The 15,847-nt window shown below is 49.3% G+C and carries 15 protein-coding genes; all 15 read left to right on the top strand.

From position 1 onward, the window contains the following. The 15 genes from AC0VXX_RS01810 (at position 1) to AC0VXX_RS01880 (ending at position 15,766) form a co-directional block, all read left to right on the top strand. Positions 1-909, top strand: coding sequence for an ExeA family protein (locus AC0VXX_RS01810; protein ID WP_475515664.1), 909 nt, complete (start codon positions 1-3; stop codon positions 907-909). Next, positions 906-1,856, top strand: coding sequence for a tetratricopeptide repeat protein (locus AC0VXX_RS01815; RefSeq protein ID WP_475515665.1), 951 nt, complete (start codon positions 906-908; stop codon positions 1,854-1,856). Before AC0VXX_RS01810 ends, AC0VXX_RS01815 begins: the two co-directional genes overlap by 4 nt. A 15-nt stretch (positions 1,857-1,871) precedes the next feature. Then, complete coding sequence (locus AC0VXX_RS01820) at positions 1,872-2,105, top strand: hypothetical protein (protein WP_475515666.1); 234 nt, start codon at positions 1,872-1,874, stop codon at positions 2,103-2,105. Further along, the gene (locus tag AC0VXX_RS01825) at positions 2,102-3,859 is read left to right on the top strand and encodes a GspE/PulE family protein (protein WP_475515667.1); all 1,758 of its coding nucleotides are present in this window, start codon (positions 2,102-2,104) and stop codon (positions 3,857-3,859) included. Before AC0VXX_RS01820 ends, AC0VXX_RS01825 begins: the two co-directional genes overlap by 4 nt. 2 nt (positions 3,860-3,861) lie before the next feature. After that, a complete protein-coding gene (locus tag AC0VXX_RS01830) occupies positions 3,862-5,079 on the top strand; it encodes a type II secretion system F family protein (protein ID WP_475515668.1) in 1,218 nt (405 codons plus the stop codon). A 48-nt stretch (positions 5,080-5,127) separates the two neighbouring features. Next, positions 5,128-5,613 carry a hypothetical protein gene (locus AC0VXX_RS01835; RefSeq protein WP_475515669.1) on the top strand — a complete coding sequence of 162 codons (486 nt, stop codon included), beginning with the start codon at positions 5,128-5,130 and terminating at the stop codon, positions 5,611-5,613. A 75-nt stretch (positions 5,614-5,688) separates the two neighbouring features. Continuing rightward, entirely contained in the window at positions 5,689-6,312 is a 624-nt protein-coding gene (locus AC0VXX_RS01840; RefSeq protein ID WP_475515670.1) for a prepilin-type N-terminal cleavage/methylation domain-containing protein, read from the top strand. Positions 6,313-6,372: 60 nt separating this feature from the next. After that, a complete protein-coding gene (locus AC0VXX_RS01845; protein WP_475515671.1) occupies positions 6,373-6,876 on the top strand; it encodes a type II secretion system protein in 504 nt (167 codons plus the stop codon). Between the two features lie 18 nt (positions 6,877-6,894). Further along, the gene (locus AC0VXX_RS01850; RefSeq protein WP_475515672.1) at positions 6,895-7,410 is read left to right on the top strand and encodes a type II secretion system protein; all 516 of its coding nucleotides are present in this window, start codon (positions 6,895-6,897) and stop codon (positions 7,408-7,410) included. A 172-nt stretch (positions 7,411-7,582) separates the two neighbouring features. Continuing rightward, complete coding sequence (locus AC0VXX_RS01855; RefSeq protein ID WP_475515673.1) at positions 7,583-8,029, top strand: pilus assembly FimT family protein; 447 nt, start codon at positions 7,583-7,585, stop codon at positions 8,027-8,029. Further along, positions 8,019-8,594, top strand: a complete 576-nt coding sequence (locus AC0VXX_RS01860) for a prepilin-type N-terminal cleavage/methylation domain-containing protein (RefSeq protein WP_475515674.1) — start codon at positions 8,019-8,021, stop codon at positions 8,592-8,594. The genes AC0VXX_RS01855 and AC0VXX_RS01860 overlap by 11 nt, the downstream gene beginning before the upstream one ends. Beyond that, positions 8,594-9,418 (top strand): PilW family protein, encoded by an 825-nt coding sequence (locus tag AC0VXX_RS01865; RefSeq protein ID WP_475515675.1) that lies wholly within the window; start codon positions 8,594-8,596, stop codon positions 9,416-9,418. The genes AC0VXX_RS01860 and AC0VXX_RS01865 overlap by 1 nt, the downstream gene beginning before the upstream one ends. Further along, positions 9,408-9,857: an MSHA biogenesis protein MshP gene (locus tag AC0VXX_RS01870; protein ID WP_475515676.1), complete on the top strand. Its 450-nt coding sequence runs from the start codon at positions 9,408-9,410 to the stop codon at positions 9,855-9,857. Before AC0VXX_RS01865 ends, AC0VXX_RS01870 begins: the two co-directional genes overlap by 11 nt. Then, positions 9,850-14,496: a DUF6701 domain-containing protein gene (locus AC0VXX_RS01875; protein WP_475515677.1), complete on the top strand. Its 4,647-nt coding sequence runs from the start codon at positions 9,850-9,852 to the stop codon at positions 14,494-14,496. The genes AC0VXX_RS01870 and AC0VXX_RS01875 overlap by 8 nt, the downstream gene beginning before the upstream one ends. 220 nt (positions 14,497-14,716) lie before the next feature. Then, complete coding sequence (locus AC0VXX_RS01880; protein WP_475515678.1) at positions 14,717-15,766, top strand: rod shape-determining protein; 1,050 nt, start codon at positions 14,717-14,719, stop codon at positions 15,764-15,766. Positions 15,767-15,847: the final 81 nt, after the last annotated feature.

A 15,847-nucleotide genomic window follows, 5' to 3' on the forward strand; every position in this document is an offset into this window, starting at 1 on the left:
TTGTATCGACAGCACTTTGGCATGGCGCAGATCCCGTTTTCATTAACGCCCAATACGGAGTTTTTCTTTGGGTTAGCGCCTCATGTTGAGGCGTTGCAAGTACTGCAAACGGCGCTGCAAACAGGTGAAGGCTTTATCAAGGTGATTGGTGAGGTCGGCACAGGTAAAACCCTTATCTGCCGCAAGTTGCTTAACGATATTCCTGCTAGGTTCCATTGTGCGTACTTGCCTAACCCTTATCTCACGCCTGCAGAGCTGCGTTGGGCTGTCGCCTTAGAGCTAGGGCTGAAATATTCAGCCAATATCGATCAACAGCAGCTGACCAGCTTAATTCAGCAACAGTTGATTGCGTTATCGGCCCATGGTCATTCGATAGTGCTGGTGTTAGATGAGGCTCAGGCACTGCCTGATGACAGTCTAGAGGCGCTGCGGTTATTTACTAATCTTGAAACCGAAAGCCGCAAGTTATTACAGGTAGTGTTATTCGCTCAACCAGAATTAGATGAGCGTTTGAGCTTGAAGCAATTTCGTCAGTTAAGGCAGCGGATCACTTTTAGTTATCGTTTAAGGCCATTAACCATCGACGAAACAGCCGCTTACCTTACCCATAGGTTGCACATTGCGGGCTATCAAGGCACCGCGTTATTTTCACCCAGTGGCTGTCGGCGTATTGCCAAAGCGGCACGAGGGATCCCTAGATTGATCAATATTTTGTCTCATAAGGCGCTGTTATTGGCCTTTGGTGAAGGGGCGTCACAAGTGCAGCCTCGTCATATTCGCGCCGCCATTAACGATACTGAAGATGCTGGATCTGAGCTGCGCAGCCCACGCTGGTGGTTGGCAGGTGTTGCCACCTTATCAGTACTGTCTATCGCAGTGTGGAGCTGGTTTAGTGGGGTATTAGTATGAGTGTGATTAATACCATGCTCAAAGATCTCGATAAGCGCCAGCAAGCTCATTCGCTAGATACGTTACCTGTACCTGACATGCAGTATGTTGCGGCAGCACCGAATGGCTTTTTACGTCTATTACCTTGGATTTTACTCCTATTGTTGTCTGTGTGCGGCATGATAGGCGCCACTATCGCGTGGCAGAAGCTGGCTGTTTTAGCCCAAGATAAGGCCCAGCTTGAGCAAGATTTGCAGCAATCACAGCGGCCGACAACAGAGTTTGTGGCACAAGAGCGTACGTTAACTCAGTCAGTTGAGCCAGTGATAACACACTATCAAAACGTGGCAGCAGAAAAGCCAGTGCCACAGCAGCTTGAAGTGGTCCCCACGGAGATAAATCCCTCTTTATTGATGGCTAATGCCTCTACCCATGCCAAGACAAACATCAGTTCAGAAGCCGCTAATGGCGACGATGCAGGCATAAATGCTGATATTAAAAACACAGAGCCCAAAAACACAGAGCTCAAAAATACAGTAACCACCAGAGATGTGAGTGATAGCAGTGCGCGCCAGCCTACAGGGGGAGAGCCCAGCTCAATTACAGGAGCGATGGCCGTCACAGAGGTTAAGCTAACGCCCGCGGCGCTGGCACAAAAGCGTTTTGCTTTAGGGCAAACAGCGCAAAATAAGGGGCAACTTGCGCAGGCGCAAGATTATTTTTCTGAGGCTATTCGCCTCGACCCAAGCTTGCATCAGGCTCGGCAACATTTAGCGGCGCTCTACTATGGCCAAGGGCGGCTCGGCGATGCCGACAGCACGTTAGCGCAAGGGCGAGTCTTATATCCTGAGCATGTTGATTATGCTTTGCTGCAAGCCCGAGTGTACGAGGCGTCGGGGGCAATAGATAAGGCATTAGCTGTGTTAACCACTATCCCGGATGAGCATGCACTCGCGGTGCAAAAGTGAACCATACAGAGTCATTTGGCGCAGCAAGTACAGCAGTTTGCGTTGGCCGAACAGAGTTATCGCCAGTTGGCGAGAGTCGAACCTAATCAAGCAAAATGGTGGATGGGGCTGGCTTATGCGCTCGACTCTCAGCAAGCGTTTTTATTGGCTAAACAAGCGTATCGTCAGGCGTTGGCACTCAATGGTCTATCAGCCTCTGCGATTGCATTTATCGACCAGCGTTTAGCGCAGTTAGGAGATGTTGAGTGAAACCCAAGTTAAAAATGCGCTTAGGCGACTTGTTGGTACAAGAACACATTATTAGTGAAGAGCAGCTAATACAGGCCTTGGCGGAGCAAAAAAAGACAGGTAAAAAACTGGGGCGCACCTTAATCGACTTGGCTTATATCAGTGAAGAGCAGCTGCTGAGGTTTTTATCTCAACAGCTTAATATTCCCTTTTTAGATATCAGCCGCCGGGCGATCGCACCGCAAGTGATCAATTTATTGCCTGAGGTTCAGGCACGCCGTTATCGTGCTTTGGTCGTCGAAGATCACGGTGACAGCGTATTGGTGGCCATGAGCGATCCGGCCGATCTGCAGGCGATGGACAACATCGAGGTGTTGCTTGCACCGAAAACGATCAAAATTGCGGTAGTGACCGAAACTCAACTGCTGCACGCATTTGATAACCTGTATCGTCGTACTGGTGAAATTGCCCAGATTGCGGGCAAGTTAGATGAAGAGTATGCCGCCGACGATCAATTTAATCTGGCCAGCTTGACCGATGACGACAGTGATAATGAAACCACTGTGGTTAAACTGTTACAGTCTATTTTTAAGGATGCGGTGCAGATGCGCGCCTCGGATATTCATATCGAGCCGGGCGAAAAAGTACTGCGCATTCGTCAGCGTATCGATGGTCAGTTACAAGAACATACCCTGTCGGAAGTCAATATCGCAGCCGCCCTAGTGTTACGCCTAAAGTTGATGGCCGGGCTGGATATTTCAGAGAAACGCTTGCCCCAAGATGGCCGTTTTCATATGGAGGTCAAGGGCCATAAGATTGATGTGCGTATGTCGACCATGCCGATTTATCATGGCGAGTCTGTGGTAATGCGTTTGCTCGACCAATCCGCAGGACTGTTAACGCTTAACGAAACCGGCATGCCGCCGGCGATGCTAGCCCGGGTAAGGCAACAGATTAAACGTCCCCATGGTATGTTGCTGGTGACGGGGCCAACAGGTAGCGGTAAAACCACTACCTTGTATGGCATATTAAGTGAGCTGAATACCGCCGACCGTAAAATTATTACTGTTGAAGATCCGGTTGAATATCAATTACCTCGCATCAATCAGGTGCAGGTGAATCATAAAATTGGCCTCGATTTTTCTAATGTATTGCGCACCACGTTACGCCAAGATCCCGATATCATCATGGTAGGCGAAATGCGTGACCAAGAAACGGTAGAAATTGGTCTGCGAGGTGCCCTGACGGGTCACTTAGTGTTATCGACCTTGCACACCAATGATGCAGTTACTAGTGCGCTGCGCTTACTCGACATGGGCGCCGCCAGTTACTTGGTGGCCAGTGCACTGCGGGTCATTATTGCTCAGCGTTTGGTGCGCCGCGTGTGCGAGCATTGTGCGCAGCCCTTTGATATGAACGCTCAAGATAAAGCTTGGCTTAGTTCGGTAAGCCGACGTGACTTTTCCCAAGCAAACTTGCGTATTGGTACCGGTTGTCAAAGCTGTGGTGGCAGCGGCTATCGTGGCCGCGTGGGGGTGTTTGAAATTTTAGAGCTCGATGATGCCATGATTGAGGCGATGCGCCGTGGTAACCCGCAAGATTTTGCCGCTGCAGCTTATCGTAGCCCTAACTTTACGCCGCTGGCCGAATCGGCCTTTGATTACCTAACCCAAGGTATTACCACCATAGAGGAAGTGGCTAAATTGGTGGAGGATGCCTCCGAGACCAGAATACCGCTGGCGAGTGAAGTGCATAGCCATCAGGATGGGGTATAACCATGCCGGTTTATCAGTACCGTGGTAGAGACGCCCAAGGCAAGGCGGTGACCGGACTACTCGACGCCGTGTCGGCGAGCGCCGCTGCCGACCAATTAATGTCGCGCGCGGTGATCCCTCTAGAGCTGATTGAAACTAAACCTAAGCGTGACTTTAATTTAGGAACTCTGTTTAAAGGCAAGGTAGGGCTAGATGAGTTACAAATTTTTACTCGGCAGATGTACTCATTAACGCGCTCGGGGATCCCTATTTTGCGCGCGATTGCTGGTTTGTCGGAGAGCACCCATTCACAGCGGATGAAACTGGCGTTAAAAGACATTTCTGAGCAGTTGACCGCCGGTCGGCCCCTGTCGTCGGCGATGAATCATCATCCCGATGTCTTTGATGCGCTGTTTGTGTCGATGATCCATGTGGGAGAAAACACGGGTAAGCTCGAAGATGCTTTTATTCAGCTCTCAGGTTATATCGAGCGCGAACAAGAGACGCGGCGCCGGATTAAAGCCGCGATGCGCTACCCCATTTTTGTGTTAATTGCCGTAGCGTTGGCCATGGTAGTGCTTAATATTATGGTGATCCCTAAGTTTGCCGAGATGTTCTCTCGTTTTGGTGCAGACCTGCCTTGGGCCACAAAATTGTTAATCGCCACCTCGAACTTTTTTGTCAATTATTGGTATTTATTATTGCTGGGTCTACTACTGGGTTTTGTTGGGATCCGCTATTGGCATAACAGCGAGAAGGGTGAGAAACAATGGGATAGATGGAAGCTCAAAATCCCGGCGGTGGGCAGTATTATCGAGCGCTCGACGCTGTCGCGTTATTGCCGTAGCTTTTCGATGATGCTCAGTGCTGGCGTGCCTATGACCCAAGCGTTGAGTTTAGTGGCCGATGCGGTCGATAACGCCTATATGCATGACCGCATCGTGGCGATGCGTCGCGGCATTGAGTCGGGCGATTCTATCCTGCGGGTGTCTAATCAAAGCAAGTTGTTTACCCCGTTAGTGTTGCAAATGGTGGCGGTGGGTGAAGAGACCGGACAAATCGATCAGCTGCTTAACGATGCCGCCGATTTTTATGAAGGTGAAGTCGATTATGATCTCAAAAATCTCACCGCAAAATTAGAACCTATTTTAATTGGGATTGTCGCAGTCATAGTCTTGATTTTGGCCCTAGGAATTTACTTGCCGATGTGGGACATGCTCAACGCAGTCAAGGGGGGTTGAAAAATGATGCAACGGACTTATATTCGGCAGGCATTGGGTCGGTGTTAGATGCAGCGCCAACAGCTCGCCGATAGTGAACTAATACAGCTTTATGGCAAGATGATCGCCATTGTGGTGTTGTTGCTTATCTTAACCGTATTAGCCTTTCGCTTTATGGGCAGTGTCGAGCAAGTCACTGCCCAAGGGCTGAAAGTGGAACATACCCGGTTAGTGAATGTACTCGCCATGGTGCGCTCCCAGTGGTTAAGCCAAGGCCGACCCGACAGCTTGTTGCTGAACTGGTCGACAGGTGAGTCCAGCACCAGCGTTGAGCCAGTGCTGATTAATCAACAAGGGCTGCCAACGCTTGAGCGTGCCGATGAGGCAGGATGCCGGCAGTTGTGGCTACAGCTACTGGGGCCCAAACCTGACAGGGTCGATGTGATGGTTGCGACAACAGATAATGGACCAGCATGTGAGTATGTCAGCGGCAATGGTGACAAGTTAATTTATCAGCTAAATAGCGGACAAGTGAGCTGGAGTAATAATGACTAAATATCGAGATATCAATAGTTTCTAATTTTTGTTTAACTGTTAGAATTAGCGCTATATACCATAGAGGCAATAAATATGAATATGACCACCAAGATGGGACGACTAAAGCAGCAAGGATTCTCGCTTATTGAGTTAGTCATTGTCATCGTGATCCTGGGCATTTTAGCGGCAACCGCGATCCCACGCTTTCTTAATGTGACCGATGATGCCGAAGATGCCAGTGTCGATGGCGTTGCTGGTGGGCTTGCCACCGCGGTCAGCTTTGTGCGTTCGCAGTGGGAAGTCGATGGCCGTAACGTGAATAGTGTGGTACTCGATGGCACCACTATTTCAGTAGATCCACGTTTTGGTTTCCCAACCGGCACAGCCTCTAACGTGACCGATGTGACGCAGATGAGCGATGCCAGTTGCCAAGAGGTATTTAAAGCCATTTTACAAAGCCCACCTCGTAATGTGCTTTATACCCAAGATGCACGTAATCAAAGGTTTACCGTGAGAGTGCTAGACGGTAGTGGTGGCAACGCGGTCGATCTCAATGGTGACGCGGTCAGCAATATAGATGTGTGTGTCTATCACCAAGTCAATTCATTGGCTTTAGATCAAACGAGCGGTATTGCGATCCCCACTCCAGATTTAGACGTGGGTAAAGGGATCACTTATAACCCCGCAACAGGTGCGGTAGTGAGTTTCACTCGTTAATGCCACTAAGCCTAAGTCGTTTATATTAAGTTTATTATTTTTGATTAAAGGAAACACCGCATGAAAAAACAACAAGGCTTTACGCTTATTGAGCTTGTCGTCGTGATTATTATTTTGGGTATTTTGGCGGTTACCGCCGCGCCTAAATTTATTAACTTGCAGTCAGATGCGCGTGCATCAGCGCTTCAAGGTGTTAAAGCTGCAATTCAAGGTGCGAATGGACTAGTGTATGCTAAAGCTGCTTTGGCTGGCGATGAGAAAAAAGCATCGACTGATTGGGCGGCTGATGAAGGTGTTGATATCGGTGCGGAAAACCTGGCAGTGACTAACTTTGGATATCTTCAAGCAGATGTCGATGAGTTTAATAATGCGATCGATGCTGAATTCGGCACTGCTGATACCGAATGGATTGTAGTCGACAATGGTACAACATTGACGATTACTCAAAATGGTGCCCCAGCTGAGACGACTGGAGCTGATGCTAAGGCTTGTAAGCTTGTTTATACAGAAGCTGTTGACGCAACTACCATCCCCACTTATGTAATTACTGATACAGGCTGCTAATAGGATAGGACTATTTTAATGAACAAACAAAAAGGTTTTACGCTAATCGAATTAGTGGTTGTTATTATCATTTTGGGTATTTTAGCGGTTACCGCCGCGCCTAAGTTTATCAATCTGCAGAGTGATGCGCGCGCATCGACCATCGCCGGCTTAGAGGCGGCGCTGAAAGGGGGCGATAGCCTTGTTTATTCCAAGTCGCTGATTGCCGGGAATGAAGCAGTAGCTGCAGCAGATACAGATGGCCCAACAGTTACCGTCGATAGTGCTGGAACAAAGGTTGCGCTCAATTATGGCCACCCTATTGCAGAATGGGAAGGCAGCTTAGAGCATGTTTTGGATATTGATGCCTCTGCGGAGTCACCTACCGATGAGACTACAGAGTGGGTTTATGATACCGATACAGGCATCATCTACTTCTACCCTCAAGGGCAAGATAGCCCTAACGAGGCAGGCGCTTGTTATGTCAAATATGAAAACAGCGTAAAAGATACTGGCGGCACCTTAGCCATCACCAGTGTGACCACGGGTTGTTAATAAAACACCCAATGAAAAGGCCTGCTTAGCAGGCCTTTTTTGTCACTGTTTTTTATGCGCATCATTTTTACCAAGCTGTGCTATAAAAATCTGAAATGGGCGGCATTATTTGCCATACTCATTGAGTTATTAGAAAATATAACGCTATCAGCGGCTTGTGGGCGGAGTATCAATGGGAAAACAGCAAGGCATTACCCTTGTGGAGCTAGTGACCACCATCATGTTGATTGCCATCTTGTCTGTGGTGGTGTTGCCACGGTTTTTTTCTGCTAGCAATTTTAGTGCCTTCACCTTAAGAGATGAGTTTATCGCCGAGTTGCGACGGGTGCAGTTGATGGCGATGAATAATCAAGACCGTTGCTATGGCGTCAATGTCGATAACAAGGCCTACCGGATGATGATCTACCAAGAGGATTGCAGCAGCGTTATCGTGACAGGTACAGCGCAAGCACTGCCCAATAACACAGCATTAAGCCTTAACGGCCTGTCGGTATTTGCGCTGCAATTTGCCCGTGATGGCAGTGTCCCCGCATGCAGTAATGGTTGCGATATTAAGGTGAGCGCCGATGAGGTGTTAACGCTTACGATTGAAAGTCAGGGCTATATCCATGGGCGCTAACACTTACCATCGCAGTTACTTTATCCGCCGCCTAGATCATCATGGGGCGCAAGGGTTTACCTTAATCGAGCTGGTGGTCGGCATGTTAGTGCTCAGCATCGCCTTGGTGATGCTATCGACCATGCTGTTTCCCCAAGCCGACCGCGCCGCCGAGACTCTGCATCGTGTACGCTCGGCCGAGTTAGCCCATTCATTACTCAATGAAATTTGGGGCAAACGTTACGATCAAAACACCAACCCTAATGGCGGCGTGCCAGCATGCGGCGCCGCAGCGCGCCCCGAGAGAGGCTTGCCAGCAGGCTTACCCTGCACCGCAGAGAGTGACTTTGGCGCCGCTGGGTTAAACCGTAATGCCTATCGTGATGTGGATGATTACCATAATCTTTCCCAAGATAATCTCATGCTTAACTCCTCGCGCACCTATGCGCAAGAATATCCCAACTATCAACTTGCGGTGCAGGTTACTTACCCTAATGGCGATAGCAAGAGTAAATTAATCACCATTACGGTGATCACGCCCAGTGGCGAAGCCATCGTCTATAACGCGCTGCGGAGTAACTACTGATGCACTATCGTTCTCTAAGTGTTCATACCCGCCGCCAGCACTCTGGGTTTACGCTGGTTGAGATGGTAACAGTGATCATTATTTTAGGGATTTTAGCGGTCGGCGTGAGCAGTTTTATCGTGCTGGGCACCCGTATTTTTGTTGAATCAACTTCGGTCGATCAGGTGTTGAGCCAAAGCCGATTTGCCATCGAGCGTATGACGCGAGAGCTGCGTAACGCGCTGCCTAATAGCATCCGCGTCACCTCTGTATCGACGACTTACCAGTGCATCGAATATGTGCCCATAATGAGCAGTGCCAGTTACCTGCAACTGCCTATTGCACCGGGTGAGGCGGCCGCTAACGGCAGTATCATGCAGCCATCACAAGCGATTGATGAGACTCATAAAATGGTGGTATATCCGCTAACGGCTGAGCATGTTTATGGCGCAACGCCTGCAGGAACAACAGGGCGCATGTTTGATATTAAGCAGGTGAATGGCAGTTTGGTGGAGTTTCACCGCGCGGTGCGTTTTGATGAAGCGTCGCCGCAGCGGCGCTATTTTACGGTAACTGGGCCCGTCAGTTACTGCTTTTTGGCCAGCGGCGAGGTGAGGCGTTATAGCGGCTATAATGTTAGTGCCGCTCAGCCTAGCCCCGCTCAGATGGGGGCTGGGGTATTGATGGCCGAAAATGTGGTGAATAATCTTATCAGTGACGCGCCCATTCGTTACACACCTGGAACCTTAATGAATAATGCGGTGGTGCAGTTAAGCCCACTATTTGAGGTTAACGGTCAAACATTTCAATATCAGCACCAAGTGCAGGTGATCAATGTCCCCTAAGGTTAACCCCATAATATCATCGACCTTGAGTGCCCAGCGTGGTGGCGCCTTGGTGATCGGCCTGTTTGTCATCACAGTGATGTTTTTGCTGGCGTCGGCATTGATCAATGTGGTGCAAGATGCTGACGAACAGGTGAATTTAGAGGTGCTGGGCACTCGCGCTTTTGCCGCAGCCAACAGTGGTGCCGATGTGGCGCTAGCACGCTTATTTCCGCTCGATGCGAGTGCCGGAGAGTGCGATTACAGCGCCCAATCTTGGACGCCACCGAATGTAGTCGGCTTTCAGGGGTGTAGCGTCCAGCTTATGTGCCGCGCGACCGATTACAGTGGCGCAGTGCAGTACCTCATTAGCAGTGAAGCTACCTGCTCCGCAGGGCCATGTGACGGTGATAATTGCCTGAGAGTTAACCGTAAAATAGAGGTCGAAGCGCGTGATTAAATCTAAGTTAGCCAGTTTATGTCTATTGGTCGCGGGGTTTTCATCACCGTTACTGGCTTTTGACGCCATTGACTTTTCAACGGTTTTTCCTGCCGTAGTGCAGGCCCATCATGGCAAATCTGGTGCATTGTGTTCTGATAACAATGCCAATAAACACCAATTACAACAAAGTGGCAATGCACGCATTAATGGCACCCAGGGTCAGGCATTGGCTTTTTGTTCATTTAACGATACCAGCTCTCGCCCTGTTGCGGGTTGCGATACCTTATCGGGTAATGACAGAGCCTGCTCAATCAGCGGTATCGATATTGATGGCCTGTCATTAACCGGTCGTAATGCGTTTAAAAACAGTAACAGTAAACTTAAATATGACCGTTGTAGTGCTGGTGAGCTGTTTATCGACAGCTCAGAGATAGGGGATATTAAACTCGGTGATGCTTGCACCATACGTTTCTCTGCGACGAACAACGAATATCGAATTAAATCATTAGATCTCGATGATGGCACCGTGCTGATAATGCCCGCCGGCGATTACTGGATTGATGACATTGTAAAGGGCAAGGCCAACGAACTGGTTTTTAAGCCACAGGGTGATGTGAGAATTTTCATCAAAAAGAAAGTGAATTTTGATGATGTACACATTGAAGCAAATCCGCAGGGTGATACCACCATTATTGGTTACGACAAAGTTGAGATTAAGGGTGATTCAATCATCAATGCCTTTATTTACAGCGATCGAGAAACCAAATTAAAAGATGGAGCCATCGTGAGGGGGCGCATCACCGCCGCAACGTTGACCATGCAAGATACCAGTAAGGTTTTCGCCACGGCGCGAGTGGGGGAGTTCGATCTCAAATTTGGCAAAGCGACAGTGGGTAATGTGGTTTTTGATACCCCATTTGCTGATGATGTTACGCCATTGGTGTTTGTCATGCCGACCATTAGCGCTAATGCTACCAATAATGATGGTCCTGCGTCGGTGTTTCTGTCGCAAGTCTCATCCCGAGGGTTTAGCTGGCGCCAGGCTCAGCCACCTCAATCAAATCAGGTTGCTCAACCTATGGCGGAGATCCATTGGGTCGCAGTGCTTCCTGGAGAGCATGTGTTATCCAATGGTACACACCTGCAAGCAGGGCTCGTTGATATTAACCTTCCAATTTATGATAGAAGTGAAAACTATCAAGAGGTAGCCACCAATCGGCGTTTTGATGTGGTGCTGAATCAAATTCAATCTTCAGCTAACCGCTGCTGGTTAACCAGTACAGCAAAATGGAATGACAGCAATATCTCCCTTGGTATCGATGTATCTGAGGTCGTAGAGTCTGGTCAGGGGGAAGGGGTTGGTAATAAATTATGCCAGCCAGAAGGTACTCAGTTAAATCGGCTCAATAGTGAACAAGTGGGGTATTTAGCCTTAGAAAGTGGTAACGGTATCATCACGTTAGATGGTCGTGAGGTGAGGTTCCAATTTGGCTCAGACGCCATGACGACCAATGCAAATTATGCAGTGAGTCCACAAAGCCAATGTAATTATTTAACACCCTTAATAGGCTTTAACCATTCGCCCACCTTGGTGGCGGGTAAGCAGTCGCGCAATGGCACTAACGGTGGTTGGCTCAGGCGTTGCCAGCTGAGTCGCGATAGTGTCAGCATGGTGACCGATGAGGACCAATATCAAAATAGCGAGCGTTATCATCTGGGTGAAGCTTACGGTTTTGTGGCGTTAGAGTGGGTCGATGACGCTCCGGTATTAAGCTGTTTTGAGGATAATTTTAACCGAAACGATCTCGGCAGTGACTGGGCGATTAAAACCTTGGGGAATTCAGCGCCGCCGGCGATTAACGGCCAGCGAATGCGCATCACTCCAGCCAGTGGAAACCAATCCACATCGAGTACTTTTCAGCGTTTATTTCCCGCTGAAGATAACCTCGTTCAGGTCGAATTTGATTATTTTGCTTGGTCGCCCTCGGGAGGAAATGGCGGTGATGGGGTCAGCATTATTTTATCCGATGCGTCCATCACGCCTCAGCCAGGCAGCTTTGGTGGTGCCTTAGGTTATGCGCCCAGAGACAATGGCACTGCGGGATTTGCGGGTGGCTGGATAGGTGTTGGTCTAGATGAGTATGGTAATTTTGCCAATCCCAATGAAGGCAAAACGGGTGGCCCAGGATTTAGGCCGCAATCGATTACGCTCCGAGGTTCAACCAGCAGCAGCTATCGTTATCTGGCGGGCACGGCGGCTAATCTAAATCCGGCAATAGATGTGAGAGGCACTAATACTGCTGGGCCCAATCATCGCTATCGGATCACGGTTGATTCACGTAATTCAGGCCAAGCACTAGTCTTGGTTGAGCGTGATATTAAAGACGGTAATGGGTTTAAGGTATTAGTTCCCGAATTTGATGCGCGTAACATTAATGGGCAAGGCGGGGTGCCAGATGACTTTTATCTCTCTATTACTGGCTCGACCGGTGGCGCTAACAACAACCATGAAATTGATAACTTTGAAGTGTGCGCCCTTGATTCTCGACCTGTTGGCCAGCAGGTACACCATTTCGAGTTCGACTATTCGAGCAACCCATTAACCTGTAATCCAGAGCCCATGACGCTGCGGGCGTGTCGTAATGCCCAGTGCGATCTGTTCACCGGCCCGGTAACGGCTTATCTTGCGCCAGCGGCAATGGCTAACGGCGGTTGGGTCGGCGGTGGAGCGGTAAATTTAGTCGATGGCATTGCACAAGTCAGTCTCAGGTCAAATACTCCTGCGCCAGTAACAATTGGCGTGACCAGTTCGACTCCCGCCACGATTGCTGGCAGCGATACCCTGTGTCGCAAGGGGAATGGGCCGCTCGATGTGGCCAGTTGTACCTTAAGCTTTGCCGAAAGTGGTTTTATTATGGCGGTGCCTGATGAGCTGTCGAATAAACCTGCTAAGGACATTTGGGTAAAAGCAGTAAAGCAGGGCGATGCCAATCAGCAATGCGTACCCGCTTTTCAAAATCAACGTAAAACCGTGAGTTTTTGGAGTGATTATATCTCGCCCTCGAGCGGCACCCTACCTGTGGTTGTCACCACCGAGGCGGGTGAAAAATCTGTCGGTGTCTCGCAGGCCAGTGCCGAGGGGGTAGAGTTAGTTTTTGATCAAAATGGCCAAGCGCGCATTGAGGTTAATTACGCCGATGCCGGCCAGATGCAGCTCAATGCTCGCTATAGCGGCAGTGGCGAGGAGCAGGGTTTAATCATGAATGGCAGCAGTAAATTTGTGCGCCGCCCGGTGGGCTTATGTATCGAGTCTGCCGTGTGCAGCGATTGCACTGTCAATGGCGCGCCATTTTCTCGAGCTGGTGAGCCATTTGAGATGACCGTTAAAGCGATGGCGTGGCAATCTGATAACGATAGCGATATTTGCAGTGGTAACAAGGTGACACCTAATTTTGCCTTAAGCGGGATTGAATTGACCCATGAGTTGGTCAGTCCCACACTGAACGAAGGGGGGGAGAAAGGCACCCTAGGGCTAACCGAATATGAGCAACAATCCGGCGAGCAGTTGCTTCAGCAGTCGATTTCTGAAGTTGGGGTCTTTAATTTTTCGGCGCAGCCACGTCCGTTTAGTTATTTTGGCTATAGTATCGCTGGCGCGACAAGCGGCAACATAGGTCGCTTTACGCCTTACTATTTAACCGTTACCCCAGTGGAGCCATCGCTGCAGAGTGCTTGTGGTAGCTTTACCTATATGGATCAACCATTCGGTTTCAAGTCTGGGCTGGAACCGCGTTTATTGGTTATCGGTAAAGATAAGCAAGGTAATGAAACCAAAAACTATCAGATTGGTGATTGGTGGAAATACACTAATAATTGGGATAAGCGGATATTTAGCAATATCACGGGCTCATCGTTACCGCCCTTAGCCGAGGTCAATGCTGGAGAAGTGCGCTACTTGCCTGGCAATAGCAATATTGCGCGTTCGGCTTATTTGCTTAACAGCTCGCTCAGCTATAATCGTACCCCAACGCCGATTGCGCCGTTCGATGCCTTGCTAGAGCTACAACTATCAAGCGATGATGTTAAAGATAGCGATAACATCTGCTACCAAGTTAGCCCTAGCGACAGTTGTAGCGGTATCAATTTTGACGACATTGGGCTTAACGATGATATGCAATTACGTTATGGCCGTATGGTGCTAGATAATGGCTATGGTCCAGAGTCCGAGAGCCTGCGCTTACCACTGAAAGCCGAATATGTTACCAGTGTCAGCGCCACGGGTGAGGCTTTGTGGCAGACCAATAGTTTAGATGATTGTAGCCAGTATGATGTCACTACCTCGAGCGACACAGGTGAAACCGCCATTCTAGGTTTACACATGAGCCGCCCAAACGGTTTTGCTGACATTAACGCCTATAGTGAGCCTGAATTAACCCAGCAACTGGGCACGCTTAATCGAGGTAACGGGCACCTGTATTTCTCTGTCCCAAATACCAGCGGCCAAGTGCCGTTAAAGCAACATGTGGCGCCGTGGTTAAAATGGTTTTGGGATTACGATGGAGTAGCGCCAAGTAACTTGTATGATCCACGCGCGAGTGCTTATTTTGGCACTTATCGGGGGCACGACAAGGTGATATTTTGGCGTGAAGTGCGGTAAGCCACTGGCCACTCGGGAACGGGCTGTCGTTGTGCACTGACAGGCATAAATGGCCACAATAAGGCGCGTAATTCTGCCGCTAACGTCACTTATGATACAAACCTCGCAGATGAACAGATATTTATGGTGAGATCCGCATAATATCCTTGTGGAATCGGGGGGTGATTGATAAAGTTACCTGATTTTTATTTTTCCGACTCGACTGAGACAGGCTGGTTACATGTTCAAGAAGCTGCGTGGCATTTTTTCTAACGATCTTTCGATCGATTTGGGTACGGCAAACACCTTAATTTACGTTCGCGAAGAGGGCATAGTGTTAAATGAGCCTTCGGTAGTGGCTATTCGTGGCGAACGCGGCAGCGGTGGACAGAAGTCTGTTGCCGCTGTGGGCACAGAAGCCAAGCAGATGCTGGGCCGTACACCGGGTAATATTCAGGCCATTCGGCCAATGAAAGATGGCGTGATTGCCGATTTTTATGTTACCGAGAAAATGTTACAGCATTTCATTAAGCAAGTGCATAACAACAGTGTTTTCCGTCCAAGTCCACGTGTGCTTGTGTGTGTGCCCGTTGGCGCGACTCAAGTTGAGCGTCGTGCGATCCGTGAATCGGCGATGGGTGCGGGTGCGCGTGAAGTCTATTTAATTGAAGAGCCAATGGCGGCGGCAATTGGTGCAGGTCTTCCTGTATCGGAAGCAACCGGTTCTATGGTTATCGACATTGGTGGTGGTACCACAGAAGTGGCGATTATCTCGCTTAATGGTGTGGTGTACTCCTCTTCAGTGCGTATTGGTGGTGATAAGTTTGATGATGCCATCATCAATTATGTGCGCCGTAACTACGGCAGCCTGATTGGTGAAGCTACCGCAGAGCGGATTAAGCACACCATAGGTACGGCTTATCCAGGTGATGAAGTGCTGGAAATTGAAGTGCGTGGCCGTAACCTTGCCGAAGGGGTTCCGCGTAGTTTTACGCTTAACAGCAACGAAATTTTAGAAGCACTGCAAGAGCCGCTGTCTGGCATCGTTAGTGCTGTGATGGTGGCACTAGAGCAGTCGCCTCCAGAATTAGCATCAGATATCTCTGAGCGCGGCATGGTGCTTACCGGTGGTGGTTCGCTTCTGCGCGATCTCGATCGTTTATTGATGCAAGAAACCGGTATTCCGGTGATGCTTGCCGATGACCCACTAACGTGCGTCGCTCGTGGTGGCGGTAAAGCCTTAGAGATGATCGATATGCATGGCGGCGATCTCTTTTCAGACGAAAATTAATTCGACTTAATATAGGCAGCTTAATGCTGGCAACCCGGTTTGATGCGCTTTTTATACCCATTTAGCCAAACGACTCAAATA

The organism is Shewanella sp. QJM3NY_23, assembly GCF_056173105.1.

Excerpts from the sequence above, each read along its gene's own strand:
- AC0VXX_RS01815 (WP_475515665.1), top strand. The coding sequence starts at position 906 with ATGAGTGTGATTAATACCATGCTCAAAGATCTCGATAAGCGCCAGCAA.
- AC0VXX_RS01830 (WP_475515668.1), top strand. The coding sequence starts at position 3,862 with ATGCCGGTTTATCAGTACCGTGGTAGAGACGCCCAAGGCAAGGCGGTG.
- AC0VXX_RS01835 (WP_475515669.1), top strand. The coding sequence starts at position 5,128 with ATGCAGCGCCAACAGCTCGCCGATAGTGAACTAATACAGCTTTATGGC.
- AC0VXX_RS01840 (WP_475515670.1), top strand. The coding sequence starts at position 5,689 with ATGAATATGACCACCAAGATGGGACGACTAAAGCAGCAAGGATTCTCG.
- AC0VXX_RS01845 (WP_475515671.1), top strand. The coding sequence starts at position 6,373 with ATGAAAAAACAACAAGGCTTTACGCTTATTGAGCTTGTCGTCGTGATT.
- AC0VXX_RS01850 (WP_475515672.1), top strand. The coding sequence starts at position 6,895 with ATGAACAAACAAAAAGGTTTTACGCTAATCGAATTAGTGGTTGTTATT.
- AC0VXX_RS01855 (WP_475515673.1), top strand. The coding sequence starts at position 7,583 with ATGGGAAAACAGCAAGGCATTACCCTTGTGGAGCTAGTGACCACCATC.
- AC0VXX_RS01860 (WP_475515674.1), top strand. The coding sequence starts at position 8,019 with ATGGGCGCTAACACTTACCATCGCAGTTACTTTATCCGCCGCCTAGAT.
- AC0VXX_RS01865 (WP_475515675.1), top strand. The coding sequence starts at position 8,594 with ATGCACTATCGTTCTCTAAGTGTTCATACCCGCCGCCAGCACTCTGGG.
- AC0VXX_RS01870 (WP_475515676.1), top strand. The coding sequence starts at position 9,408 with ATGTCCCCTAAGGTTAACCCCATAATATCATCGACCTTGAGTGCCCAG.
- AC0VXX_RS01880 (WP_475515678.1), top strand. The coding sequence starts at position 14,717 with ATGTTCAAGAAGCTGCGTGGCATTTTTTCTAACGATCTTTCGATCGAT.